The sequence below is a fragment of the Neisseria sp. P0006.S004 genome, assembly GCF_051963015.1.
Taxonomy (GTDB): domain Bacteria; phylum Pseudomonadota; class Gammaproteobacteria; order Burkholderiales; family Neisseriaceae; genus Neisseria.
Genome location: NZ_JBQCUS010000002.1, coordinates 172,250 through 197,366 on the forward strand (window position 1 = coordinate 172,250; position 25,117 = coordinate 197,366).

Here is a 25,117-nt window from a genome sequence, read left to right on the forward strand (position 1 = left end):
AGTTGATTCTGTTATGTTTTGAAGTTATTCAAACGTTACCGCTTCGGCCAATACTTTGCCTGCCAAGTCTTTAGGCGACAGGTTTGGCTCGCCTTGCAACGGCCAGTCGATGCCGACGGTCGGATCATTCCAAATCAGCGAGTGTTCAGCTTTGGGGTTGTAATAGTCTGTGCATTTATAGACGAACTCGGCTTCATCGCTCAGTACATAGAATCCATGTGCGAAACCTTCGGGTACCCACAGTTGGCGTTTGTTTTCTGCGGACAGGATCTCGCCTACCCATTTGCCGAAAGTGGGGGAGTCTTTACGCATATCGACGGCCACGTCGAATACTTCGCCGACAACCACGCGTACGAGTTTGCCTTGTGTGTTTTCAGTTTGATAGTGCAGGCCGCGCAATACGCCTTTGCTGGATTTGGAATGGTTTTCCTGCACGAAGGTGCGGTCGCAGACTTGGGTTTTGAACCACTCGTCGCGGAAAGTTTCCATAAAAAAGCCGCGCGAGTCGCCGAAGACTTGGGGCTCAAGCAGTTTTACGTCGGGAATGGCGGTATCAATGATGTTCATCGTTTTATCTTTCATCTAAAGGCCGTCTGAAAAGTTTCAGACGGCCTCAAACATTATTTTTTCAACAGGCGCAGCAAATATTGGCCGTATTGGTTTTTTGCCATCGGGTGCGCCAGCTCTTCCAGTTTTTCATCGGAAAGCCAACCGTTGCGCCAAGCGATTTCTTCCAGGCAGGCGATTTGCAGGTCTTGGATGTTTTGCACGGTTTGGACGAATGAAGCGGCTTCGTGCAGGCTCTCGTGAGTGCCGGTGTCCAACCATGCAAAACCGCGTCCCAAAAGTTGCACTGACAATGAACCGTCTTCCAAATACATTTGGTTGAGGTCGGAAATTTCCAATTCGCCGCGGGCGGACGGTTTGATTTGTTTGGCGAACTCGACGACGCGTTGGTCGTAGAAGTACAAGCCGGTTACCGCCCAATCGGATTTGGGCTGTTGCGGTTTCTCTTCGATAGATAGGGCGTTGAAGTTTTCGTCAAATTCAACCACGCCGAAACGTTCGGGGTCTTTGACTTGATAGCCGAATACGGTTGCGCCGTGGGTCTTGGCGGCGGCCTGTTTCAATGTTTGCGTAAATGATTGGCCGTAGAAAATATTGTCGCCCAAAACCAAGCAAACATTGTCATTGCCGATAAATTCTTCGCCGATGATAAATGCCTGTGCCAAGCCGTCCGGACTGGGTTGTACGGCATAGCTAATGGAAATGCCGAAATCGCTGCCGTTGCCGAGCAGGCGTTTGAAAGAGGCGTTGTCTTCGGGCGTGGTAATGACCAAAATATCGCGGATTCCTGCCAGCATCAATACGGACAGGGGATAGTAAATCATGGGCTTGTCGTACACGGGCAGCAGTTGTTTGGATACGCCGCGCGTGATGGGGTAGAGGCGAGTGCCGCTGCCGCCGGCGAGGATAATGCCTTTCATGGGTTTTCTCCTGAGTAGTTTGTGTTTGCGTGATTTTCAGACGGCCTAATATGGGAACAGGCCGTCTGAAAACTTATTTTCCGGTGCCTAAACGTTCCAAACGGTAGCTACCGTTCAATACGTTTTGCCACCAGGTTTTGTTGTCCAAATACCATTGCACTGTTTTGCGGATGCCGGATTCAAATGTTTCCTGCGGTTTCCAGCCCAGCTCCCTGCCAATTTTGGCGGCGTCGATGGCGTAGCGCACGTCATGGCCGGGGCGGTCTTGTACGAAAGTAATCAAATCTTCATAACGCGCCACACCGGCCGGTTTTTCAGGAACAAGCTCTTCCAGCAGGGCGCAGATGGTTTTGACAACTTCAATATTGGCTTTTTCATTGTGGCCGCCGATATTGTAGGTCTCGCCGACAACACCCTCGGTAACAACCTGATACAGCGCGCGCGCGTGGTCTTCGACAAACAGCCAGTCGCGAATTTGCATTCCGTCGCCGTAAACAGGCAACGGTTTGCCGTCGAGCGCGTTCAGAATTATCAAAGGAATGAGTTTTTCCGGGAAGTGGTAAGGTCCGTAGTTGTTGGAGCAGTTGGTTACGATGGTCGGCAAGCCGTAAGTACGCAGCCATGCGCGGACGAGGTGGTCGCTGGACGCTTTAGAAGCAGAGTAGGGGCTGGACGGCGCGTAGGGCGTGGTTTCGGTAAACAAATCGTCCGTGCCATGCAAATCGCCATAGACTTCGTCGGTGGAAATATGGTGGAAGCGGAAGGCTTCGCGCTTTTCAGACGGCATTTGTTGCCAGTAGGCGCGTGCCGCTTCAAGCAGATTGAATGTGCCGACGATATTGGTTTGGATAAACTCGCCTGCCGAATCGATAGAGCGGTCTACATGACTTTCCGCAGCCAAGTGCATCACGGCATCAGGCTGGTGTTGTGCGAATACGCGGTCGAGTTCTGTGCGGTCGCAAATATCCACTTGCTCAAAAGCATAGCGAGGATTATTGGCTACCTCGGTCAAAGATTCCAAATTGCCGGCATAAGTCAGCTTATCGACATTGACGACAGAGTCTTGGGTGTTTTGGATAATATGACGGACAACGGCAGAACCGATAAAGCCCGCGCCGCCGGTAACAAGGATTTTTTTCATAAATTTCAGAGGATAGCCAAAAAAATATAAACGGATTATAGCAGACAGAAAGTGTGTTTTTCAGATAAAGAGGCCGTCTGAAAACATCTCTTTCAGACGGCCTGTATCAGGTCAACTTAATCGTCGTAGCCATTTGGGTTGTTGCTGACCCAACGCCATGAGTCTTCCATCATCTGCGCCAAATCACGCTTGGTTTCCCAACCGGTCTGCGCTTTGGTGTAGGCAGGGTCGGCGTAGAAACAGGCCAAATCGCCATCGCGACGCGGTTTGATTTGAAACGGAATAGTCAAGCCGGAGGCTGCCTCAAAGGCACGGATGATTTCCAATACCGAATAAGCACGTCCCGAACCCAAATTAAACAGGTGTACGCCCGAAACATCACTTTTCGCCTGCATTGCCGCCACATGGCCTTCCGCCAAATCCATCACATGGATATAGTCGCGCATACCCGTACCATCGGGAGTAGGGTAGTCGTCGCCGAAAACCGACAATTGCGGCAGCTTGCCTGAAGCCACTTGGCAGATATAAGGCAGCAGATTGTTTGGTATACCGTTTGGCTGCTCGCCGATCAAACCGCTTTCATGCGCGCCAATAGGGTTGAAATAGCGCAACAAAATTACGCTCCAACGCGGATCGGCCTTTTGGATATCCGTCAAAATGCGCTCCACCATAGACTTCGACGTGCCGTAAGGGCTGGTCGTATCTCCCGGTTGCATATCTTCCGTATAAGGCACTTTGCCCGGATCGCCGTAAACCGTAGCTGATGAGCTGAACACAATCTTAAATACACCGGCACGCGCCATTTCTTCAGCCAAAACCAAGCTGCCCGACACATTGTTGTCATAGTATTTCATTGGCTCGGCCACGCTTTCACCGACTGCCTTCAAGCCGGCAAAATGAATGACGGCATCAATATCGTGTTCTGTAAAGATTTGACGCAACACTTCACGATCACGGATATCCCCTTGGTAAAAAGGCACAGACTTACCGGTAATCTTTTCCAAGCGCGGGAGGATGTTGGCAGACGAATTGCATAAATTGTCCAAAATCACGGCATTAAAGCCTGATTTCAGCAGGGAAACAACGGTATGGGAACCGATGAAGCCAGTACCGCCGGTGATAAGAATAGTCATTGGTTTTCCTTAATTAAAATTGTGTTTGGAAGTCGTGAAACCGGTTGGCTGAAAATACAAACGCTTTCAGATGACCTGGTGTAAGTGTTGTCAAAGAGGGATTGCTTCATTTGTATATTGTATATTTAGTTACCTGAAAAGTAAAAAAATATGGGATAATCACAGTGTTATGCACAGGGTGCAAAGCGTTATCATTTCAATTTTAATAAAAGGATCTTACCATGTCAGTATCTAATGAAGTTTTGGCGTTGATTTCACAAGTTGCACAAAAACAAGTGTCAGCAAATGAAGAATTGTTGTCTACGGGACTTATTGATTCTGTGAGCGCAATGGATTTGGTTATGGCCATCAAACAAAAATTTGATGTTGATTTGCCGTTTGAGCAACTGGTTGATATTTTGGCAAACTCTGCCAATATTATTCAATATGTTGAGAATAATTATAAAGGCTAATCATGAAACAATTAAATGAGTTCCAAAATCTTGATGATTTTTTGGAATACCGTTTCAACCAAACTTCGGGAAAAGCGTTAGTTAATGATACTCAGGAATGTTCTTGGGAAGAGTTGCGTGTAAAAATAGCCACATTTATCAAGGCTTACAAAAGCATAGCAGATATTACCAAAAACATTCCTCTGGTGTTGCACGGCCATAAAGAAATTGATTTTGCAGTGGCAATTTATGCCTGCTTATTAAACAAAATCCCTTTTATTCCGGTGGATAGTATTTATCCTGAAAGCCGTCTGAACAATATCTGCCAACTGTCGAAAGCACGCTTTGTATACCGTTCGGCAACGCAAACTTTTGAAAAGCAGACTGACGAAGAAGTAGAGCTGGCTGAAAAAGATTTGGCTTACATCATGTTTACTTCAGGAACAACCGGCGCACCTAAGGGTGTGCAAATCGGTCGTGAAGCCGTGTTTAACCTGATGAAATGGATGAAAGAGCAGCTTAATTTAGCCGCACCTAATGTATTCATGAATCAGGCTCCGTTTGCGTTTGATTTGTCAATGTACGAAATCTTTGGCAACTTGGCTTACGGTGGTTGCATTGTCATGAACAGTCGTGATGCTATTTCTAATCCTGCCACCTGGATTGATTTTTTGGCCAAACAACAAATTACTACTTGGGTTTCCACGCCTTCTTTTGCCATGCAGCAGCTGCTTAACCCTAAATGCAGTCAGGCTACTTTACCGAGTTTGAAAGAATTTTTGTTCTGTGGCGAAAAACTTGGCAAACCAGTAGTAAATATGATTTTTCAAAAATTTCCCGGTGTCCGCGTTATCAATACCTATGGTCCGACTGAAGCTACTGTAGCAACAACTTACGTTGATATTACATCTGATATGCTGGCGGCAGAAGAAGAGTTGCCTGTAGGCGTTGCCGTGCTTAATTCCAAATTAGAGATTGTTGACGAAGAGATTTGGATTAGTGGCAATCATGTGATGCGTGGCTATCTGAACAACGAAACTGAAAATGCCAAACGCTTAGTAGTACACAGTGCAGATAACCGCACTTATAAAACAGGTGACTACGGTTTTGAAAGAAATGGATTGTTCTATGTACAAGGCCGTAAAGACGAGCAGATTAAGCTCAATGGCTACCGTATCGAACTTTCAGAAATTGAAGAAAAAATCCTTAACCTTAAGGAATTTGCCTTTGATAATGTGGCAGTAGTGGCTTTGAAACGCAACACAGGCGCAGTATTGCGTTTGGTGTGTTTCTATACAGCCAAGCAAAGTGCCGATACTCAGGCGATCAAAGACGCATTAGTACAAAATTTACCGTCTTACATGATGCCGTCTGAATTTATTTACATTGATGAAATTCCAGTCAGCACCAACCACAAAACCGACAAAAAAGCATTGTTGGAAAAATATCAGCGAGGTTTATAAAAATGGATTTATATCAAATTCAGAAAAATATCTTACAAAAAACCAAGATTAATCCTCAAAAGGTTAACGCTTGGATTTATGAAGATCAAAGTATAGTGTTCGATTTTCTGTTGAATGACTATTTTGTCAGCATCAGCTATTCGACATCAGGACAATCTTTTAACTTTATTGAGCGTAATAAGAGCAAGGTTTCTAAAATTTCTATTTTTCCAAAATTTCTGAAATATATTTCAGAAATTTATGGAAGTTACCCGCAATCGGTTAATCAGGAAAAGACAGTATTGTCTTTTAAATTTGCTGAAGCTGATTGGGTAAAAATTGAGGATAAATTTAGTGAGATTTTAGAAGTTACTTCCATTTATCTTGGCAGCGAACTGTGCTACATCCTGAATGTTGAAAAAAATAAAGGCATTAATTTAGCCGAGTATTTGGATAAGCCGGAAGTTGAATACATTGGTGTCAAAGGCGACAGTAATGAGTTTTTCCTAACCTATGCTCGGAAACATGGTTTAAGTAATTATGTTTATGAGCTAAATAATAAAGGTTTTTTAGCTGTTGAACACAAAATGGGTGTAAGTGTGTTCCGTCGTGTGAACAAGCACAGCTATAAAGATCTTTTAGCCTATTTCTCAGACTCTTTCCATGAGTTGGAAAATGTACTTTATACTGTTGAAGCACCTAAATCTATTAACGCTAATAAGAAGAACTTATTAATATTATTTTCATATACGCATAAAAATAATGAAAATATGCTAGATAGGTATTATAGTCATCCATTTCCATTTATTGCTAACAATATTATGCCTAATACCTATATTATCCGTGTAACTGATATAGCAGGTGCATTTGGTAGTCATGGTTTAAATACTAAGTTTGATGAAAATATTGAAGATAATATTCAGCGGTTTATCAAGAGTCTAATGAATATTTATGGAATAGAAAAGGAAAATGTAATACTCTCAGGATTCTCTTCAGGAGGTACTAGTGCTATCTATCATGGATTGATTGGTGGGTATAAAACTTTTGCTATTGATCCTTTTTTAGGTAATCATAATAATTACTATAATGGGAAGGATCCTGTGTATTTATATTCAATCCGCAAACCGATTATGGAAACATTTAAAGAACTACCTACCAAAATCAATCATAATTTTGAGAATCAAGTGGTTATCTCCTCTGCTAAGGTTTCTGAGTTTTATCAAGATATTAAAGAATTTAAACGATCTTTGCCTGCAATCGTATTATATGAATTTGATTTTGAGAAGATCCAGAAACATACTGATTTCCCAAGTAATGCTTCATTTTTAATACATACCATTATTAATAATTTGCTGTTGGACATCCATATCACTGATTCGGACATTAATCTGAATTAAAATATGAAGTAGATATATGGTAGCTTGATTAGTGTATTAACAGTAAAGGCCGTCTGAAAACATAAAAGTTTTCAGGTGGCCTTTTTTAAGATAACACAAAATTACTTTAAACAAGCCAATTGTTTTTTCAGACATTTAGCCTGCAATACTTTGTCATCTTTAGCTTCAGCTATTTCGGCTGCCAGTTTCCAATATGCTGCTGTGTCTTGTAGAGAGAGGCTGTCAAAATAACGTTGTGCTGCCTGATGGTTTTTCAGACGGCATAAAGCAGTTGTATAAAGATACATTGTTTCCGGTGAGGTTTGTGCAAAATCAGCCAATATTTTGGTGACAGACTCCCAATCTTGGTTTTGGGCAAGTTTTTCAGCTTCATACAAGGCCAAAGACGGATTCTCAGGATATTTTTGGCGCAGTTGAGCCAATAGATATCCTTCGCCGTCAGTGTTGCCGGTAGCGTACATTTTTTTCAGATAATCGACTGTTAAATCTTCAGGAATTAAGAGTAGGTTTTCTTCAAAGGCACGGTTAAGCTGGGTAAATAATTTTTCAGAGTCACCACGTAATTTTGCAAGTCTTGCAATGGCAATACGACAACTTGGGTCGTTTTTTGTGTGCTTTTCAAAAGCAACCAAATACTGATGCGCGCCTTGTAAGTTGCCAAGTTTCATGCAGAGGTAAGAAGCCAACAGCTCGGGTTTTAGATAGCCTTTTTGGCGATCATCCAAGCTATCAATATACATTCTCAGTAAAGCCAATGCTACAAAATAATTCTGCTCCGATAACTTTTGTGCTACGGTCAACAAAGGTTGATATGAGTCGGGTAAGTCTGTACCTATCCGGGCAAACAGTTTTTCATACGGCCTTTTTGCTTGGTGAAATGAGGATGCAAGCAATGAGATAAGTAAATCATTTTGCGTTCCTATATGCTTGTTTTCAGCAAAAAATTCCGCCCCTTTAACAGCATTACCGATATATAAGTCCATTTTCGCATGCCAGTAACCTGCGGTATCGGGATAATCAGGTAACAGGTTTTGCAAAGTATCAAACTGTTTGCTCTCAAATAAAGCGTTCAGATAACGATGGCGATAATCAGCTGTTTCTTCCGCATTCAGACGGCCTGTATCAAGCAGAGTTTGGATACGGGTTGCTGCCAAGTCCCATACTTGATGATTCTCTGCTTGCTCAATCATATTGATTAAAATCGGCAGATTGTCAGCGGTTTCGGCATGGTCAAGAGCAGTAATAGCTTGATACACGCGTTCGCAGTTGCCACCTTCCTGAAAGGGGAAAGTATCGCGGATGCGAGCAAGATATTCGGGTTTGGCATGTCCTGATTTTAAAATGCTTTCTAATTCAGCCAGCGTTTCATGCTGATTGATGGTAATAGGGCCAAATCCGTCAGTTTCGTAAGAAAAATAGCCTTTTTGATAGGTGTGCGTACCTGAAAAGAAGGCTTCTTTATCAAATTGATAGTAAATAATTGCCTTATTCAGATAGGCCATGTCGAATGCTACTGATGAGTAGTCAGTAATCAATACGGCGCAACGTCCGAAAAGATACTGAATACTTTCAGTTTCACGCAGTCCACTCCAGATTTTTATATAGGTAGGGACATTCATTACTTCCAAATAGGGCTCGATATTTGGGTGTGGTGCAAAAATTACTTCGTAGCCGTAGGTTTCTGCCATTTCCTTCAGGCGCTGGTCGTGAAGCAGGGCCTGCCAGTAACGGGCATAGTCAGTTTCCATAAAAGCACTGTTGAGCGTACGAGTATTGCTACCTGTACCGATATTTTGACCGACAATGTTATTGCGCCAAGTTGGCATAATCAGGATCTTGCGACTGTCGGGCTTATTTTTTGATAGTAAGGAGTCGTAGCGTGGAAATCCAGTTAGTGCTACTTCTTTTTCGGTCAGTTTGTAGGTATTGAAATCAGCCTTAATCGAGTGACTTTCTGGCTCAGTGGTGGTGATGAAACAGTGTAGGTTTTGTTTGCTATTTGTCCATGCGGAAAGATTGTCTTTAGTTACTCCGTGCTGGAGAAAGACAAATTTTTTGCTGTGTTCGTATAAATCCCCAAAATAATTGTTAATGTGTTTTTCTAAGTGGCTGGAAATGATTTTTTCAGCTTTACGTAAACGTCGTTTATATTCGCTACCACCAAATTCTATAAGATTGAAGCCTTCCTGTTTGAGACGGTTCCAGTCTGGGGCAGTTCTGTTGAGTACGAAATAGCAAGTTTGTTCGGGGTGGTTCTGCATCATATAACGATAGAAATGCTCGGCATTATCATCGGCTTTGGTTTCCCTGTCCATCAAGAGCCAGCTGCCATCTGAAAGGTATTTCTCAGATGGTGTAAATAAACCAGTAAGTTCATTTAATGAGATACCGCGCATAAAGGTTTTACCTTTAATCGAAATCCGCATTGCTTTTTTGTTGAGTAGGATATTAATTTTGGCGTTGTCTGAAACGTCACCATAGGGAACCCACAAACGTTTTTCGTAAACAAATAATTGTTCATTTAGCTTATTGACCACGTTTTTTGCATAGGCGGGGACAAGATCACGCCCATCAGCCTGTACAGAATATGGCTGGTCGAAATAGGTAAAATAGCTGATAAGAAACTGCTTGCGTTCACGATCAATGTTTTCAATATAGGCGATTTGGAATGGTGGATCGCTCTGTTTGAACATTCCAAGCATACCAACCTTATGGAATAGCCATACTCCTGCTAAGCCAAATTCCATAATATTTTTTTCATCAATATAATTGAAAACCTGCTGCATTAGATCATAAAAATGTGATTTTTGTTTGGCATTCAGCAAATCTAGACGCTCAGGTCTATTAAGCAATTGTTGGATATACCATGCCATATCGTATAATGCGGTTTTTTGTATTGAAGATGGTACATGCCCTAAGCGGTTTTTATAGTTTTGGAGCATAGGCAAGAAGCCATACTCAAAAACATTAGAAAACTTTTCCACTTTTTGCCAAGAAGTATCTAAAGTGGATGTGCCGCTTTCACGTTTGCGATAGAAGTAGACAGCATCTTTATCAAACACAGCTTTTGCGTTCTGTAAATCTAATAAATAGTCTGCAATAAATTTGCCATCTTCGAAGTTTGGCTTGACATTGTGGTCAAACATCAAGTTTTGTTTTTTAATATAACTGACTCTGAAAAAGGTGGAGGCAGCTGACATATTGATAAATTTATCGAGCTTAGCAACATCAATAACATGGGTTTTGTCAAAACGGAATCTTAAAGGATGGCTGTCATTAATAGCATTTTGATTTTCAAGGAAAAACTTCATATTAGTAGCTACGGTTACTGCCGACGGATGTTGGCTAATCTGGGTATCTACTGATTTGAAGTAGTCGGGGTGAAGATAATCGTCAGGGTCAGTAAATACTACCCATTCAGTTTGTGTATGTTGCAACCCCAAATTACGTGCCGAGGCCTGACCACCGTTTTCTTTGTAAAAATAATGGATATTTTTTGGAAACTTGGTTTGCCATCGTTTGATGATTTCTGCCGAATGGTCGGTTGATCCATCATCTACTAGAATAATTTGAATGTGTTTTTTGAAGTTTAAGCTTTGTTTGACGATACTGTCAAAATAGTCATCAAGGTATTTTTCGACGTTATAAACTGCCGAAACAATTGTAAATTGGTTGCTACCTTCGTATTTTAAGGGAAGGTATTTTTTGAGTTTCATTACACGTTTGGCATACATGTCGCGAAAAAAGAGTTTAGGGTCTCGTAAGAGCTTCCGAAATTTTTTATTGTTCATTTTTTGACCTTTTATTTTTATTTGGTTTTGAAGTAATTTTCTAGCATTTGAATCAGTTTGTCCTGGTAGTTTTCAATCTGTTGCTGGCTGTGAAAATCGTTGGCACAAAAAGAGTGTGGCTGCTGCCCAATTTTTTTATTTTCCAAGAGCTTGATATATTGGGTAGGCGCTTTGTTGGAGCGGCTATTAAAATAATAACATATTTCATTACCTACTGTGGATTGCATGTTTAAAAAAACATCTACATAAGGGACGAGGAAGGTGGCAAAATTCAGATCGTGGTTGGAAAAATAGTTGGATAAAAAGGCTTTAATCTCAGTACGGTAGGTAGTGTCACCAAACAAATTCACAGCTGCTTTTAAACAGAAGAATATAAGCGGACAGTCAATATGGTAATTGTAATAGTATAATACAGTTTTTGAAGCAGAATGAGTTGGCGTATCGGTTTCTTTTTTGGACATTTGTTTTAGGCTTTTGTCTGTAATAAAAAGAGAAGCAATTCCGTTGGTGTGAAAGGTTCCTTCGGTAAGGGGGAGAACAGTAAATATATTGTCGTTAAAATAGATGAAGTATTCATTTAGATTGGGAATGTTGTGCAGGTGTGCTTAGATTACATGAGAATTGAAGGTGGGTAGGTATTACGGGTCAATGATTTGACCGTGATCTATTATGCTGACGTTGGGATAGTTGACGGAATTGAGCTGGTCAGACTGTTTTCGATAACAATAAGTTTGTCATGCTCTGTTGCACGCTGTTCAGCGTTGCGGACAGAGCATCTTTTGTTGAGATAGTTGCGGAAGAATACACCTGGTTGTCGAATCAGTTTTTTAAGTTTTCTCATGACGGTATTCGCTGTAATGTGATGTTTTTGATACTTATGTCAGGTTTTCAGACGGCCTAATATTCCATCAGGTGTTATAATGGCTGTGCTTAATTAAAAGTATAGTGAGATTTAATCAATGTTGAAAGCAGAATGTCTTACCCGCAGGGGCATGTTATTGTTGTGTGTCAGCCTGTTGGCCGCATGCTCTTCTCTTCCTAATTCTGGTCCGAGTACGCGAAATGTTGTTGCTTTGGGGCAACAGCCGGCTATGGCCGAAGTGCCGGAGGTGGAATTGATTGATGTGAATGGTGCGGTGGCTCAGTCACTATATCAAGCGCAAGTTAATCAGTCATTTGCTCAGTTGGGTGATGGTACATCATCAATAGGGGCTATCAATATAGGCGATGTGCTGGACATTACGATTTGGGAAGCTCCTCCGGCTGTGTTGTTCGGTGGGGCTTTGTCGTCTACCGGTTCGGGTAATGCGCAGCAAACTAAGCTGCCAGAACAGATGGTCAGCTCTTCAGGTACGATTTCTGTGCCATTTATCGGCGATGTGTCTGTCCTTGGTAAAACACCGGTTCAGGTGCAAAACATTATTAAAGGCCGTCTGAAAAAAATGGCGAACCAGCCGCAGGTAATGGTGCGCATGGTGCAAAACAATGCGGCTAATGTATCGGTTATCCGCGCGGGTAACAGTGTGCGTATGCCTTTGACGGCTGCAGGCGAGCGTGTGTTGGATGCGGTGGCTGCCGTGGGCGGTTCGACTGCGAATGTTCAGGATACGAACGTACAGCTGACACGCGGTAATGTTGTGAGAACGATTGCTTTGGAAGATTTGGTGGCGCATCCGCGTCAAAATATTTTGTTGCGCCGCGGTGACGTAGTCACAATGATTACTAATCCAAGCACGTTTACGTCTATGGGTGCGGTCGGTCATACGCAGCAGATTGGTTTCTCTGTGAAGGGCTTGTCTTTGGCTGAGGCTGTGGGACGTATGGGCGGTTTGCAGGATTATCGTGCAGATGCGCGCGGCGTATTTGTATTCCGCTATGCGCCTTTGTCCGAGCTGCCTCCGGAAAAACAATCCAAATGGGTTGAAAAGGGTTATGGCGATCGTGCGGAGATTCCTGTGGTCTACCGTCTGAACCTGGCAGATGCGAATTCTATGTTTTGGATGCAGCGTTTCCCTGTGAAGGATAAGGACGTGGTGTACGTATCGAATGCGCCGATGGCTGAAGTACGCAAGTTCTTGTCATTTGTGTTCTCGCCTGTGGTTAGCGGTGCGAACAGTATTAATAATTTAGTGAACTAATGGGGAAAATAATGTCTGAGCAAGTTTCTGCAAATGTGGATGTGAAACCGGAACAACCGGCTCCCGAAAAGAAAAAGGCCAAAAAGTCTTGGTTGCGTAAGATTAATCCGTTGCTTTGGGTAACGGTTATCGTGCCGACTTTGTGTTCCGGTGTGTATTACGGACTATTTGCTTCTGATCAGTTCACATCCCAGTCCAGCTTTGTGGTGCGTTCTCCTAAAAGCCAATCGTCTTTGAACGGCTTGGGCGCTATTTTGCAGGGGTCTGGTTTCTCTCGTGCGCAAGACGATATTTATACCGTGCAGGAATATATGCAGTCGCGTTCGGCTTTGGACGCGTTGCGTAAGAAAATGCCCGTTCGTGATTTTTATGAAAAAGAAGGCGATATTTTCAGCCGTTTTAATGGTTTTGGCCTGCGTGGCGAGGATGAGGCGTTTTATCAATACTACCGCGATAAGGTATCTATCCATTTTGACTCTGTCTCAGGCATTTCCAATTTGAGCGTTACATCGTTCAATGCCGGTGAATCTCAAAAGATTAATGATGCTTTGCTCAAACAGGGTGAGGTATTAATTAACCAGCTGAACGAGCGTGCGCGTCAGGATACGATTCGTTATGCTCAGGAAGTGGTCAATTCGGCTGAAGAGCAAGTTAAAGAAGCTTCTGCCCAATTGACAAAATTCCGTGTGTCCAACGGTATTTTCGACTTGAAGGCGCAATCCGATGTGCAAATGGGTTTGGTGTCTAAATTGCAGGACGAGTTGATTGTCATTCAAACCCAGCTTGACCAGGTAAAAGCCGTTACGCCTGAAAACCCGCAAATTCCAGGTTTGATTGCGCGCGAGAAGAGCTTGCGTAAAGAAATCTCGCAACAAATGAAAGCGATTTCCGGCGGTGGCGAGGGTTCGTTGTCCAATCAGGCGGCGGAATATCAGCGCGTGTATTTGGAAAACGAATTGGCCGAGAAACAATTGGCTGCGGCGATGACTTCTTTGGAAAGTGCAAAAGCGGAAGCAGATCGTCAGCAATTGTATTTGGAAGTGATTTCCCAGCCGAACAAACCTGACTTGGCGCATGAGCCAAACCGTCTGTACAACATCGTGGCAACGTTTGTCATCGGTTTGATTGTCTATGGCATAGCTGTGTTGCTGTCTGCAAGTATCCGTGAGCATAAAAACTGATGAAAGAGCTACATAAAACATCGTTTTTGGAGTCGCTGCTTATCCAAAAAAGGGTAATCGGCGCACTCTTAATGCGTGAAATTATTACTCGCTACGGTCGTAATAACATTGGTTTTTTGTGGTTGTTTGTCGAACCTTTGCTGCTGACTTTGGTTATGGTGTTGATGTGGAAATTCTTCCGCATGAACAACGTGTCGGCTTTGAATATCGTGGCTTTCACGCTGACAGGCTATCCGATGATGATGATGTGGCGTAATGCTTCCAATCGTGCCATCGGTTCGATTTCTGCCAACACAAGCCTGCTGTATCACCGAAATGTACGCGTTTTAGATACCATTTTTGCGCGTATGTTGTTGGAGATTGCCGGTGCTACGATTGCGCAGGTCGTGATTATGTTTGCATTGGTCGTCATCGGCTGGATTGATGTACCGGCAGATATTTTCTATATGTTGTTGGCTTGGCTTTTGATGGCAATGTTTGCCGTTGGATTGGGGCTGGTCATCTGTTCGGTGGCGTTTCACTTTGAGCCATTTGGCAAGGTTTGGAGTACCATCAGTTTTGTGATGATGCCTTTGTCCGGCGTGTTTTTCTTCGTACACAACCTGCCTCAGCAGTTGCAACATTATGTATTAATGCTTCCGATGGTGCATGGTACAGAAATGTTCCGTGCCGGATATTTTGGTAACAGCGTCACGACTTACGAAAATCCTTGGTATATTTTGTTGTGTAATTTAGTTTTGCTGCTGCTTGGTTTGGCGATGGTGGCGAGATTCAGCAAAGGGGTTGAGCCGCAATGATTTCAGTTGAACACGTTTCCAAACGGTATCTGACCCGCCAAGGTTGGCGGACAGTCTTGCACGATATCAACTTCAAAATGGAGAAGGGCGAGAAAATCGGTATTCTCGGCCGCAACGGTGCAGGTAAATCGACGCTCATCCGTTTGATCAGTGGCGTTGAGCCGCCGACCACGGGCGAAATCAAGCGGACGATGAGTATTTCTTGGCCTTTGGCATTCTCCGGTGCGTTTCAAGGTAGTCTGACCGGTATGGACAATTTGCGTTTCATCTGTCGGATTTACAATGTCGATATCGATTATGTGAAGAACTTTACCGAAGAGTTTTCCGAGCTGGGTCAGTATCTTTACGAGCCGGTTAAGCGTTATTCTTCAGGTATGAAGGCGCGTTTGGCATTTGCTTTGTCGTTGGCGGTAGAGTTTGACTGCTATCTGATTGACGAAGTGATTGCAGTTGGCGACTCGCGCTTTGCCGATAAATGTAAGTACGAGTTGTTTGAAAAGCGCAAAGACCGTTCCATCATCTTGGTGTCGCACAGCCACAGCGCCATGAAGCAATATTGCGATAATGCGATGGTGCTGGAAAAAGGGCATATGTACCAGTTTGAAGATATGGACAAAGCCTACGAATATTATAATTCGCTGCCTTAAAGCGATTGTTTTTAAATCAGGCCGTCTGAAATTTCAGACGGCCTGTCCGTTGGAATTCTATTGATGAACATTACTCAAATTCTTTCCCAGGAGCTTTCCGCGACTACCGCGCAAATCAATGCCGCTATCGAGCTTTTAGACGACGGCGCGACCGTTCCCTTTATCGCCCGTTACCGTAAAGAAGCCACAGGCGGGCTGGATGATACGCAGCTGCGCCAGCTTGCCGAGCGGTTGCAATATTTGCGCGAATTGGAAGATCGCAAAGCCGTTGTTTTAAAAAGCATTGAAGAGCAAGGCAAGCTTTCAGACGCCCTCATGGCGCAAATCGAAGCCGCCGACAACAAAACCGCGCTGGAAGACCTGTATCTACCCTACAAACCCAAACGCCGCACCAAAGCGCAAATCGCGCGCGAACACGGTTTGCAGCCGCTGGCGGATATGTTGCTTGCCGAGCAGCCGCAGGACGTGGAAGCCGCCGCGCAAGGCTACCTGAACGAAAACGTCCCCGATATCAAAGCCGCGCAGGACGGCGCGCGTGCGATTCTGATGGAGCAGTTTGCCGAAGATGCAGAACTCATCGGCACGCTGCGCGATAAGTTGTGGAACGAAGCCGAAATCCACGCGCAAGTCGTTGAAGGTAAAGAAACCGAAGGCGAAAAATTCAGCGATTATTTCGACCACCGCGAACCCGTGCGCGCCATGCCCAGCCACCGCGCGCTGGCGGTTTTGCGCGGCCGCAACGAAGGCGTGTTGAACATCGCTCTCAAATACCAACCCGACGACACGCCGATTACGCAGCAAAGCGAATACGAGCAACTCATCGCCCGCCGTTTCAAGGTTTCAGACGGCCACAAATGGCTGCGCGATACCGTACGTCTGACTTGGCGCGCAAAAATCTTTTTGTCGTTGGAACTCGAAGCTCTCAATCGTTTGAAAGAAGCTGCCGACACTGACGCGATTACCGTGTTCGCCCGCAATCTCAAAGACTTGTTGCTCGCCGCGCCTGCAGGACGGCTGACGACTTTGGGCCTCGACCCCGGCTACAAGAACGGCGTGAAATGCGCTGTGGTGGACGACACAGGCAAGCTGCTGGATACCGTCATCGTCTATTTGCATCAAGAAAACAATATGTTGGCAACGCTGTCGCGCCTGATTAAACAGCACGGCGTGAAACTTATCGCCATCGGCAACGGCACTGCCAGCCGCGAAACCGACAAAATCGCGGGCGAACTGGTGCGCGGAATGCCGGAAATGGGGCTGCACAAAATTGTCGTGTCCGAAGCCGGCGCGTCGATTTATTCCGCGTCTGAACTGGCGGCACGCGAGTTCCCCGACTTGGACGTTTCCCTGCGCGGCGCAGTGTCCATCGCCCGCAGACTGCAAGACCCGCTCGCCGAGTTGGTGAAAATCGACCCCAAATCCATCGGCGTGGGTCAGTATCAGCACGATGTGAACCAAAGCCAGCTCGCCAAATCGCTGGACGCGGTGGTCGAAGACTGCGTGAACGCCGTCGGCGTGGACGTGAATACCGCCTCCGCCCCGCTCTTGGCGCGGATTTCCGGTTTGAATCAAACCCTTGCCCAAAACATCGTCGCCTACCGCGATGAAAACGGCGCGTTCAACAGCCGCAAAAAATTGCTGAAAGTACCGCGTTTGGGCGAAAAAACCTTCGAGCAGGCGGCGGGCTTTTTGCGGATTAACGGCGGTAAAGAGCCGCTGGACGCGAGCGCCGTCCACCCCGAAGCCTATCCCGTCGTCGCTAAAATGCTGGCGCAACAAGGCATTAGCGCCGCCGAACTCATCGGCAACCGCGAGCGCGTGAAGCAAATCAAAGCATCCGACTTCACCGACGAACGCTTCGGCCTGCCGACCATTTTGGACATCCTGTCCGAGCTGGAAAAACCAGGCCGTGACCCGCGTGGCGAATTTCAGACGGCCTCATTTGCCGAAGGTATCCACGAAATCAGCGACTTGCAAGTTGGCATGATACTCGAAGGCGTGGTTTCCAACGTCGCCAACTTCGGCGCGTTCGTGGACATCGGCGTCCATCAAGACGGTTTGGTGCACATCTCCGCTCTCTCCAATAAATTCGTCCAAGACCCGCGCGAAGTCGTGAAAGCCGGCGACGTGGTGAAAGTGAAAGTGCTGGAAGTCGATGCCGCCAGAAAACGCATCGCGCTGACCATGCGTTTGGATGACGAACCGGGCAGTGCCGCCAAAGGCAACAGGCAGTCTGAAACCCGACATCAAGAACGCCGTGCCCGCAAACCCCAACGCAACGAGCGTGCCCCAACCAATTCAGCAATGGCAGATGCGTTTGCGAAGTTGAAGCGGTAACAGTAGTCGAAGTGCTATTTAAAGTAAAACCGTTTTGAAACAAATAAATAAAATTAAATTGTAAAAAAAATCCCGTTTTTTTATCATATCGAAGCGATATAGCAAAAAAACAGGATTTTTTTATCATTTAACCGAAACCCTAAAATGTACTCGATCGAACAATTCCCTCCCGAAATAGATTTCGAAACTGTCGCCGTCTTGAAAAAACTGGCTTCCGCCCATCGTTATCTGGCCGAATTAAAAGGCATCTGCCGCAGTATTCCCAACCAAGGCATTCTGATTAACACGCTGTCTTTGCAGGAAGCCAAAGACAGTTCCGAAATCGAAAATATCATTACCACCCATGACGAACTGTTCCGCGCAGGAATATCGGCAAGCCCGTCTAGTCCTGCCATTAAAGAAGTGCAGAATTATGCTTCAGCACTGCATTGCGGCTTCGAACTTATCCAAGAACACGGAATGCTAACCAACAATCATATTTTGACAATACAGGCCGAGTTGGAAAAGAACCGTGCCGGGTTCCGCAAACAGTCGGGAACGATGCTGAAAAACGACCGTACCGGCGAAACCGTCTATACGCCGCCGCAACATATGGACGACATCATTCGCCTGATGAGCAGATTGGAAGCATTTATCAATGACGACAACACGGAAAAATCTATCGACCCGCTGATCCGTATGGCGCTGCTCCACCACCAGTTTGAAAGCATTCACCCGTTTTACGACGGCAACGGCAGAACAGGCAGGATTATCAATGTGTTGTATCTGGTTTTAACCGGATTGCTGGATATTCCCGTCTTATACCTCAGCCGCTATCTGGTGCGGAACAAAAGTGAATATTACCGCCTGCTGCAACACGTACGCGATACGGGTGAATGGGAAGATTGGCTGTTGTATATGCTGGAAGCTGTGGAACAAACCGCCAAGGACGGCATCTATACCGTGCAGCACATCCATCAGGCGATGCTGGACTACAAACACCGCATCAGGCAAAACTTCAGCTTCTACAGCCAAGACCTGATTAACCACCTATTCAATCATCCCTACACAAAAATCGATTTCCTGATGAAAACGCTGAACGTTTCTCGCCCTAGTGCCGTCAAATATCTAGACGAACTGACAGAAGGTGGGTTCCTTTACAAAGAAAAGATAGGCAGAAGCAACTATTATATCAATATTGCGCTAATGAGTATCTTAATACCAACTAATTGATAATATTTGAAATTTATACAATATTAAATCAATATATTGTTTGCCATCATGCTTGATGGCTTATCGATATAAACAAGCGTATAGTTCCAAATATCACAAACCCATCATCACAACCTTAGGAGTTCAAACCATGAAACCTGTTTTGTTTGCCGCGCTGATTTCCTGTTTCTCCGTTGCTGCCTATGCCGCCTGTACCGACAGCCAGCAGCAGTGCGTGATTTATAAAAACGGTAATGTCGCGACAGAAGGCGGCTGTACGGTCAGCAAGTGCCAAAGTGCCGATGCGCAAATGTTGAAATGGAAGCTGAAAAACGGCAAAGGCGTAACCGTGGAAATCGGAAAAAACGGTAAGGTTTTGGTGAACAAAAAACCGGGTGCGAAAGCGAACAACAGCAATGCATCAGGCATGGGTTTGACGTGTTATGCCGCCGATGCGGACAAACGTGAGCAGTTCTGCTCGACCAATTATTGATTGGATTGCTGCTTTGATTAAAGGCCGTCTGAAAAGTGTTTCAGACGGCCTTGATGTTTATCCTTCCGATATTTTTTCATTGAGAAAGTCGATAAAGCTGCGTACTTTTGCGCTGAGAAAGGCCCTGTCGACATAAGTGGCGTTCAGTTGATCTGCCCAGATGGTGTAATCGGGCAGGAGTTGGATCAATGTGCCGTCCTTCAATTCCTGCTGGACTGCCCAAAGGGGCTGATAGCCTATGCCTGCACCTGATTTAATCAGCTCGCGGATCATCAGTGTGTTGTCGCTGCGGATAACCGGGGAGAGATGGAGAATGGCTTTTTCTGCGGTAGCGCGGTGGGTAATTTCCTGGTCTTGTTGACTGGTATAGGAAGGCAGAATAGCTTGGTGCTGCATGACGGCTTCGGGTGTATCGGGTGTGCCGTGTCGGGCAAGATAGTTGGGGGCGGCAAGCAGGACGAACTCGATTTTGGCCAGCGGTTTGACGATCAGCGAAGGGGAGGGGGTTTTGGAAACGCGTAAGGCGAGGTCAAAACCTTCGGCAATGAGATCGATATGGCGGTTGTCGAGGACGAGGTCGAGCGTGACTTTGGGATAACGCTGGCGGTATTCTGCTAGCCATGCGCTCATATTGCCGCCTGCAAACCATAGGGGCATGGTAACGCGCAACATACCTTGCGGCGTGTCGGCGCCGCCTGCCGCTTTTTGGGCAGCGGTGTCCAATGTATCCAGCGCGTAGCTGCATTGGCGGTAGTATTCTTCGCCTGCTTCAGTTAGGTGGAGGTTGCGGCTGTTGCGGTGTAAGAGCTTGGCTTGTATGGTGTTTTCTAGATGGCTAACGTGTTTGCTGGCCATGGCGGTGGAGATGTCGAGCTGATCGGCGGCACGGGTAAAACTGCCGCTTTGTACAACTTGGCGGAAAACTTTTAGGCTGAATAGGGTATCCATAATTTCTTATTAGGAAACGTTGTATCAATAATTCGAGTATATATCTCTTACTTGGAATTATCTATACTGCACTTATTGAAATTGCTCCCTACCTCTTCAGGTAGCCATTAAAATAAGGATTATTAAGATGTCAGCCCTCAAATCATTCCAACCTGTTGTATTGTCTGTCTTGCGTATTGTTACGGCGTATCTGTTTTTGCTGCATGGCACGGCCAAGTTTTTCAGTTTCCCAATGTCCATGGGCGGCGCGCCTGAAGGCTTGATGCTGGTGGCCGGTATTTTGGAAATTGTCGGCGGTATCTTATTGATATTGGGCCTGTTCACCCGTCCGGCCGCGTTTGTTTTGTCCGGTCAGATGGCAGCCGCCTACTTTATGGCGCACGCGTCTTCTGGTAATGTTTTGTTCCCATTGGCCAACCATGGCGAATCTGCCGTTTTGTTCTGTTTCGTGTTCCTGTATCTGGCAGTAGCCGGTGGCGGAGCGTGGGCTTTGGATAACGCTTTTGGTAAAGATAAAAATTAATTTAAGGAAAAGATCATGACTTATTCTGTTTTGCAACAAGCTGCTGAAACCCGTCGTTCTATCTATGCATTGAACAACACCCTGCCTCTGTCCAATGAGGAAGTAACCAAAATCATCGAACACGCCGTTTTGCATACGCCGTCTTCTTTCAATTCGCAATCTGCCCGAGTGGTCGTATTATTTGGCGAAGAACATGCCAAAGTGTGGCATTTTGTCGAAGAAGCGTTGCGTGCGGTTGTTCCTGCCGAGCAGTTTGAAGCCACCGCACAAAAACTGAACTTGTTTAAAGCAGGCGCGGCGACCGTTTTGTTCTTTGAAGATCAAAATGTTGTCAAAGGCTTGCAAGAGCAGTTCCCATCTTATGCGGCCAATTTCCCTATCTGGGCAGATCAGGCAAATGCCATGGTTCAATATGCTGTTTGGACAACATTGGCGGCTGCCGGTATCGGCGCCAATCTGCAACACTACAATCCGCTGCCTGATGCGGCCATTGCCAAAGAATGGAACTTGCCGGAAAGCTGGTTGTTGCGTGCGCAAATGGTGATCGGCGGTATCGCGGCTCCAGCCGGAGAAAAAGCCTTCCAACCAATAGAAGGCCGTCTGAAAGTATTCGGCGCATAAATGAAATGATGTTTTAAACAAAGGGCGTGATGTTTGCGCCCTTTTTGAAATAGCAAAATTAAAAAGGCCGTCTGAAAACAGTTTCAGACGGCCTTTTATCTATGCCATGAAATCAACCGCGGCGCCAAGTCGTACCGCCGGCGTTGTCTTCCAGAATGATTTTGTGTTCGTTCAGAAGGTCGCGGATACGGTCGGACTCTGCCCAATTTTTATCGGCACGCGCCTGTTTGCGTCGTGCGATTAAATCTTCGATTTCTTCGTTGGAGAGGCTATTAGGATTGATTTTAAAGTAATCTTTATAAGTCAATTTGATTGGGTTTCCTTGCCGCCAAGTCGTACCGCTGGCGTTATCTTCCAAAATAATGTTATATGTATCCAAGAGCAGGTTGCGGATGCGGTCAGACTCTATCCAGTTTTTATCTGCGCGTGCTTGTTTGTCTTGCTCAATCAAATCTTCGATTTCTTTTTTGAAAAGATTGTCTGAAGCCGCACCACCTTGCAAGAACTTGATTGGATTGCGTTGCAGCAGGCCGATGATGCCGCCCAAGGCTTTCAGACAGCCCGCAAGGTGCGCATCATTAGTCTTGTTTACTTCACTGGCAAGTTTGAACAATACAGCAACGGCTTCGACCGTGCCGAAATCGTCGTTCATGGCGGCGTAGAAGCGGCGGGTGTAGTCGTTAGCGTTTTCAGATAAATCAAACTCAGCCGCTGGTGTGTTTTTCAAGGTTGTGTACAGGCGTGTCAACGCACCTTTTGCGTCGTCCAAATGCGCGTCGGAGTAGTTCAACGGGCTGCGGTAGTGGGCGCGCAGGATGAAGAAGCGCACGACTTCCGGGTCATATTGTTTCAACACTTCGCGGATAGTAAAGAAGTTGCCCAACGATTTGGACATTTTTTCGCCGTCCACACGGATGAAGCCGTTGTGCAGCCAGTATTTGACGTGGCTGGCGATGCTTTGACCGTGGTGGGTTTGCGCGTGGTCGTGGCCGCAGGTATGGCCTGTCGCGCCGACACTTTGGGCGATTTCGTTTTCGTGGTGCGGGAATTGCAAATCCGCGCCGCCACCGTGAATATCGAAAGTATCGCCGAACAGGTTTTCGCTCATGGCAGAGCATTCGATGTGCCAACCCGGACGACCATTGCCCCACGGGCTTTCCCATGCCGGCTCGCCTGCTTTGGCCGCTTTCCACAATACAAAATCAAGCGGATCGCGTTTGAAACCGTCCACTTCTACACGCTCACCTGCGCGCAGGTCGTCCAACGATTTGCCCGACAATTGACCGTAAGCAGAAAACTCGCGCACGGCGTAGTAAACGTCGCCGTTTGCGGCAGGATATGCCTTGCCGTTTTGAATCAGGGTTTCAATCATGGCAATCATTTGCGGAATATTTTCCGTTGCCTTCGGCTCGATGTCGGGACGCAACACACCCAAAGCATCGGCATCTTCGTGCATAGCCTGAATGAAACGCGCGGTCAGTTCGCCGATAGTTTCGCCGTTTTCAGCCGCACGGGCGATGATTTTGTCGTCGATGTCGGTGATGTTGCGCACATAAGTGAGCGGATAACCGCACTCGCGCAGCCAGCGGGCAATCATGTCGAATACCACCATCACTCGGGCATGGCCTAAGTGGCAATAGTCGTAAACAGTCATACCGCAAACGTACATGCGCACGTTTTTAGGGTCGATGGGGGTAAAGGGTTCTTTTTGGCGGGTAAGGGTGTTGTAGATGGTGGTCATGGAATCTTCAAAATTTGTATAAACTGGGGGTAAATTATTTGGATTTTTTGTGCAAGCAAAATTCAAATACGTTTCGTTCTGGGCCATTATTAGTTGTATGTGCTTTTTTAACTATATAAGGCTGATGCTCATCTAATGTAAATTCACCGATGTATCGGACATGAGCATTTAGTGTGTCATTAGCAAAAACACGGATGGCTTTTCCTGTCTGTTTATGTTCCAAGAGAGCTTTATTCCCATTGTTCATACGCTGATCACCACGTTGCCCTTCGCCACAATAAAACAGGGTGGTTCCCTTCTCATCCCAGCGATCATAATAGCCGTGGTCTTCGCCTTTTTCTGGGTGAGTAAAGAGGAAGATATTGGGCGTTTTTGCCGAAGCAGCAATGCCACTTTGTCTATTGCCACCGTATTGGTCATGTAATTCTGAACGTTTAATAATATCGTTTTCTTGTAAAGAAAAAGAGTTGGAAGACATGTGACTCTCCATTTTATTAAAAAGGCCGTCTGAAATTTTTTACTCCGGCTTAAATACGCCTGTATCCGTTTTAGGCTGCTGCTCGGCAATCTCGGTATTTACCGCTGCCTGCTCCGCTTCGGCTTTTTCGGCTTCGATGCGTTTTTTCTCGGTCAGGTATTGGTTGATTTGGTGTACCAATTCCTGTGTGCCTTGGTGGGTCAGGGCGCTGATTTGAAAGAGGCGCGGGGTTTCCATGTCGAATTGGAAGCGGTCGTCTGGTTTCGGGTAGTCCCAGCCGATGGCTTCGAGGAAGGCGGCTGTTCGCGCTTGGGCTTCTTCTTCGTCAAGCATATCGAGTTTGTTCAGCACCAGCCAGCGCGGTTTGTCGTAGAGTTCTTCGTCGTATTTGCGCAATTCGTTGATGATGGCGAGTGCTTCTTCGGCGGGATTGACGGTTTCGTCGAAGGGCGCCAAATCGACAACGTGCAACAGCAGGCCGGTGCGCGATAAGTGTTTGAGGAAGCGGTGGCCGAGGCCTGCACCTTCTGCCGCGCCTTCAATCAGGCCGGGGATATCGGCCATAACAAAGCTGTGGTTTTCGTCGATGCGCACGACGCCTAAATTCGGATGCAGGGTGGTGAAGGGGTAGTTGGCGATTTTTGGGCGTGCGGCGGAGACGGCGGTAATCAGGGTGGATTTACCGGCGTTGGGCATGCCTAACAAGCCGACGTCGGCGAGGACTTTAAGCTCGAGTTGCAGGGAACGGGTTTCGCCTTCTTCGCCGGGCGTGGATTGTTTGGGCGCGCGGTTGACGGACGATTTGAAGTGGATGTTGCCCAAGCCGCCTTTGCCACCTTTGGCGAGGCAGACGCGCTGGCCGTGATAAGTGAGGTCGGCGACGATTTCGTCGGTGTCGAGGTCGCGGATGAGGGTGCCGACGGGCATTTTGAGGACGATGTCGTCCGCACCTGCGCCGTAGCGGTCGGAGCCGTGGCCTTTTTCGCCGTTTTTGGCTTGGTAGCGTTTGACGAAGCGGTATTCGACGAGGGTGTTGGTGTTTTCGTCGGCTTCCGCCCATACGCTGCCGCCTTTGCCACCGTCGCCGCCGTCAGGGCCGCCGCGGGGTACGAATTTTTCGCGGCGGAAACTGGTTGCGCCATTACCGCCTTTGCCTGCGGCGACTTCGATTTTTGCTTCGTCGATAAATTTCATGATGTT

Annotated in this window: 22 protein-coding genes; 12 read left to right on the forward strand and 10 right to left on the reverse strand. The window is 46.2% G+C overall.

Features of this window, described 5'->3' with window-relative positions; all coding sequences use genetic code 11:
• Positions 1 to 24: 24 nt before the first annotated feature.
• The 4 genes from rfbC to galE form a co-directional block, all read right to left on the reverse strand.
• Positions 25 to 567, reverse strand: coding sequence for a dTDP-4-dehydrorhamnose 3,5-epimerase (gene rfbC / locus ACTHR2_RS03775; protein WP_440375435.1), 543 nt, complete (start codon positions 565 to 567; stop codon positions 25 to 27).
• Between the two features lie 53 nt (positions 568 to 620).
• Positions 621 to 1,487 (reverse strand): glucose-1-phosphate thymidylyltransferase RfbA, encoded by an 867-nt coding sequence (rfbA, locus tag ACTHR2_RS03780; RefSeq protein ID WP_263339820.1) that lies wholly within the window; start codon positions 1,485 to 1,487, stop codon positions 621 to 623.
• A gap of 73 nt (positions 1,488 to 1,560) precedes the next feature.
• Entirely contained in the window at positions 1,561 to 2,628 is a 1,068-nt protein-coding gene (rfbB, locus tag ACTHR2_RS03785; protein WP_263339825.1) for a dTDP-glucose 4,6-dehydratase, read from the reverse strand.
• A gap of 116 nt (positions 2,629 to 2,744) precedes the next feature.
• Entirely contained in the window at positions 2,745 to 3,761 is a 1,017-nt protein-coding gene (gene galE, locus ACTHR2_RS03790) for a UDP-glucose 4-epimerase GalE (protein WP_263339828.1), read from the reverse strand.
• A gap of 221 nt (positions 3,762 to 3,982) precedes the next feature.
• Here galE and ACTHR2_RS03795 point away from each other — a divergent pair, with 221 nt between their 5' ends.
• Genes ACTHR2_RS03795 through ACTHR2_RS03805 form a run of 3 tightly spaced genes read left to right on the forward strand, consistent with a single transcriptional unit; the run spans position 3,983 to position 7,031 of the window.
• Positions 3,983 to 4,213, forward strand: a complete 231-nt coding sequence (locus tag ACTHR2_RS03795) for an acyl carrier protein (protein ID WP_003747973.1) — start codon at positions 3,983 to 3,985, stop codon at positions 4,211 to 4,213.
• A gap of 2 nt (positions 4,214 to 4,215) precedes the next feature.
• The gene (locus ACTHR2_RS03800; protein WP_263339834.1) at positions 4,216 to 5,655 is read left to right on the forward strand and encodes an AMP-binding protein; all 1,440 of its coding nucleotides are present in this window, start codon (positions 4,216 to 4,218) and stop codon (positions 5,653 to 5,655) included.
• Between the two features lie 2 nt (positions 5,656 to 5,657).
• On the forward strand, positions 5,658 to 7,031 hold the full coding sequence (locus ACTHR2_RS03805; RefSeq protein WP_263339837.1) for an XcbB/CpsF family capsular polysaccharide biosynthesis protein: 1,374 nt from the start codon (positions 5,658 to 5,660) through the stop codon (positions 7,029 to 7,031).
• Between the two features lie 101 nt (positions 7,032 to 7,132).
• Here ACTHR2_RS03805 and ACTHR2_RS03810 read toward each other — a convergent pair whose 3' ends face one another.
• On the reverse strand, positions 7,133 to 10,822 hold the full coding sequence (locus tag ACTHR2_RS03810) for a CDP-glycerol glycerophosphotransferase family protein (protein ID WP_440375373.1): 3,690 nt from the start codon (positions 10,820 to 10,822) through the stop codon (positions 7,133 to 7,135).
• A gap of 17 nt (positions 10,823 to 10,839) precedes the next feature.
• A complete protein-coding gene (locus tag ACTHR2_RS03815) occupies positions 10,840 to 11,283 on the reverse strand; it encodes a hypothetical protein (RefSeq protein ID WP_263339846.1) in 444 nt (147 codons plus the stop codon).
• A gap of 498 nt (positions 11,284 to 11,781) precedes the next feature.
• Between ACTHR2_RS03815 and ACTHR2_RS03820 the strand changes: the two genes are divergently transcribed.
• The 7 genes from ACTHR2_RS03820 to ACTHR2_RS03850 all read left to right on the forward strand — a co-directional run bounded on the left by ACTHR2_RS03820 (position 11,782) and on the right by ACTHR2_RS03850 (position 19,606).
• The gene (locus ACTHR2_RS03820) at positions 11,782 to 12,960 is read left to right on the forward strand and encodes a polysaccharide biosynthesis/export family protein (protein WP_263339849.1); all 1,179 of its coding nucleotides are present in this window, start codon (positions 11,782 to 11,784) and stop codon (positions 12,958 to 12,960) included.
• Between the two features lie 11 nt (positions 12,961 to 12,971).
• Positions 12,972 to 14,141, forward strand: a complete 1,170-nt coding sequence (locus ACTHR2_RS03825; protein WP_107857811.1) for a capsule biosynthesis protein — start codon at positions 12,972 to 12,974, stop codon at positions 14,139 to 14,141.
• On the forward strand, positions 14,141 to 14,938 hold the full coding sequence (locus tag ACTHR2_RS03830; protein WP_263339856.1) for an ABC transporter permease: 798 nt from the start codon (positions 14,141 to 14,143) through the stop codon (positions 14,936 to 14,938). The genes ACTHR2_RS03825 and ACTHR2_RS03830 overlap by 1 nt, the downstream gene beginning before the upstream one ends.
• The gene (locus ACTHR2_RS03835; protein ID WP_003747991.1) at positions 14,935 to 15,585 is read left to right on the forward strand and encodes an ABC transporter ATP-binding protein; all 651 of its coding nucleotides are present in this window, start codon (positions 14,935 to 14,937) and stop codon (positions 15,583 to 15,585) included. Before ACTHR2_RS03830 ends, ACTHR2_RS03835 begins: the two co-directional genes overlap by 4 nt.
• Before the next feature lie 63 nt (positions 15,586 to 15,648).
• On the forward strand, positions 15,649 to 17,922 hold the full coding sequence (locus ACTHR2_RS03840; RefSeq protein WP_263339862.1) for a Tex family protein: 2,274 nt from the start codon (positions 15,649 to 15,651) through the stop codon (positions 17,920 to 17,922).
• A 144-nt stretch (positions 17,923 to 18,066) separates the two neighbouring features.
• Positions 18,067 to 19,134 carry a Fic family protein gene (locus ACTHR2_RS03845; protein WP_263339866.1) on the forward strand — a complete coding sequence of 356 codons (1,068 nt, stop codon included), beginning with the start codon at positions 18,067 to 18,069 and terminating at the stop codon, positions 19,132 to 19,134.
• A 130-nt stretch (positions 19,135 to 19,264) separates the two neighbouring features.
• Positions 19,265 to 19,606: a hypothetical protein gene (locus tag ACTHR2_RS03850; protein ID WP_263339870.1), complete on the forward strand. Its 342-nt coding sequence runs from the start codon at positions 19,265 to 19,267 to the stop codon at positions 19,604 to 19,606.
• Between the two features lie 57 nt (positions 19,607 to 19,663).
• Here ACTHR2_RS03850 and ACTHR2_RS03855 read toward each other — a convergent pair whose 3' ends face one another.
• Entirely contained in the window at positions 19,664 to 20,554 is an 891-nt protein-coding gene (locus ACTHR2_RS03855; RefSeq protein WP_263339874.1) for a LysR family transcriptional regulator, read from the reverse strand.
• A 127-nt stretch (positions 20,555 to 20,681) separates the two neighbouring features.
• Here ACTHR2_RS03855 and ACTHR2_RS03860 point away from each other — a divergent pair, with 127 nt between their 5' ends.
• Entirely contained in the window at positions 20,682 to 21,077 is a 396-nt protein-coding gene (locus tag ACTHR2_RS03860) for a DoxX family protein (RefSeq protein ID WP_263339877.1), read from the forward strand.
• Positions 21,078 to 21,092: 15 nt separating this feature from the next.
• The gene (locus ACTHR2_RS03865) at positions 21,093 to 21,698 is read left to right on the forward strand and encodes a nitroreductase family protein (protein ID WP_070504173.1); all 606 of its coding nucleotides are present in this window, start codon (positions 21,093 to 21,095) and stop codon (positions 21,696 to 21,698) included.
• 112 nt (positions 21,699 to 21,810) lie between these two features.
• Here ACTHR2_RS03865 and cysS read toward each other — a convergent pair whose 3' ends face one another.
• The 3 genes from cysS to obgE are packed head-to-tail and all read right to left on the reverse strand — an operon-like array spanning position 21,811 to position 25,111.
• Positions 21,811 to 23,439 (reverse strand): cysteine--tRNA ligase, encoded by a 1,629-nt coding sequence (gene cysS / locus ACTHR2_RS03870; protein ID WP_263339883.1) that lies wholly within the window; start codon positions 23,437 to 23,439, stop codon positions 21,811 to 21,813.
• Positions 23,440 to 23,473: 34 nt separating this feature from the next.
• Entirely contained in the window at positions 23,474 to 23,917 is a 444-nt protein-coding gene (locus tag ACTHR2_RS03875; RefSeq protein ID WP_263339886.1) for a YDG/SRA domain-containing protein, read from the reverse strand.
• A 39-nt stretch (positions 23,918 to 23,956) separates the two neighbouring features.
• Positions 23,957 to 25,111 carry a GTPase ObgE gene (gene obgE, locus ACTHR2_RS03880; RefSeq protein WP_263339889.1) on the reverse strand — a complete coding sequence of 385 codons (1,155 nt, stop codon included), beginning with the start codon at positions 25,109 to 25,111 and terminating at the stop codon, positions 23,957 to 23,959.
• Positions 25,112 to 25,117 lie beyond the last annotated feature (6 nt).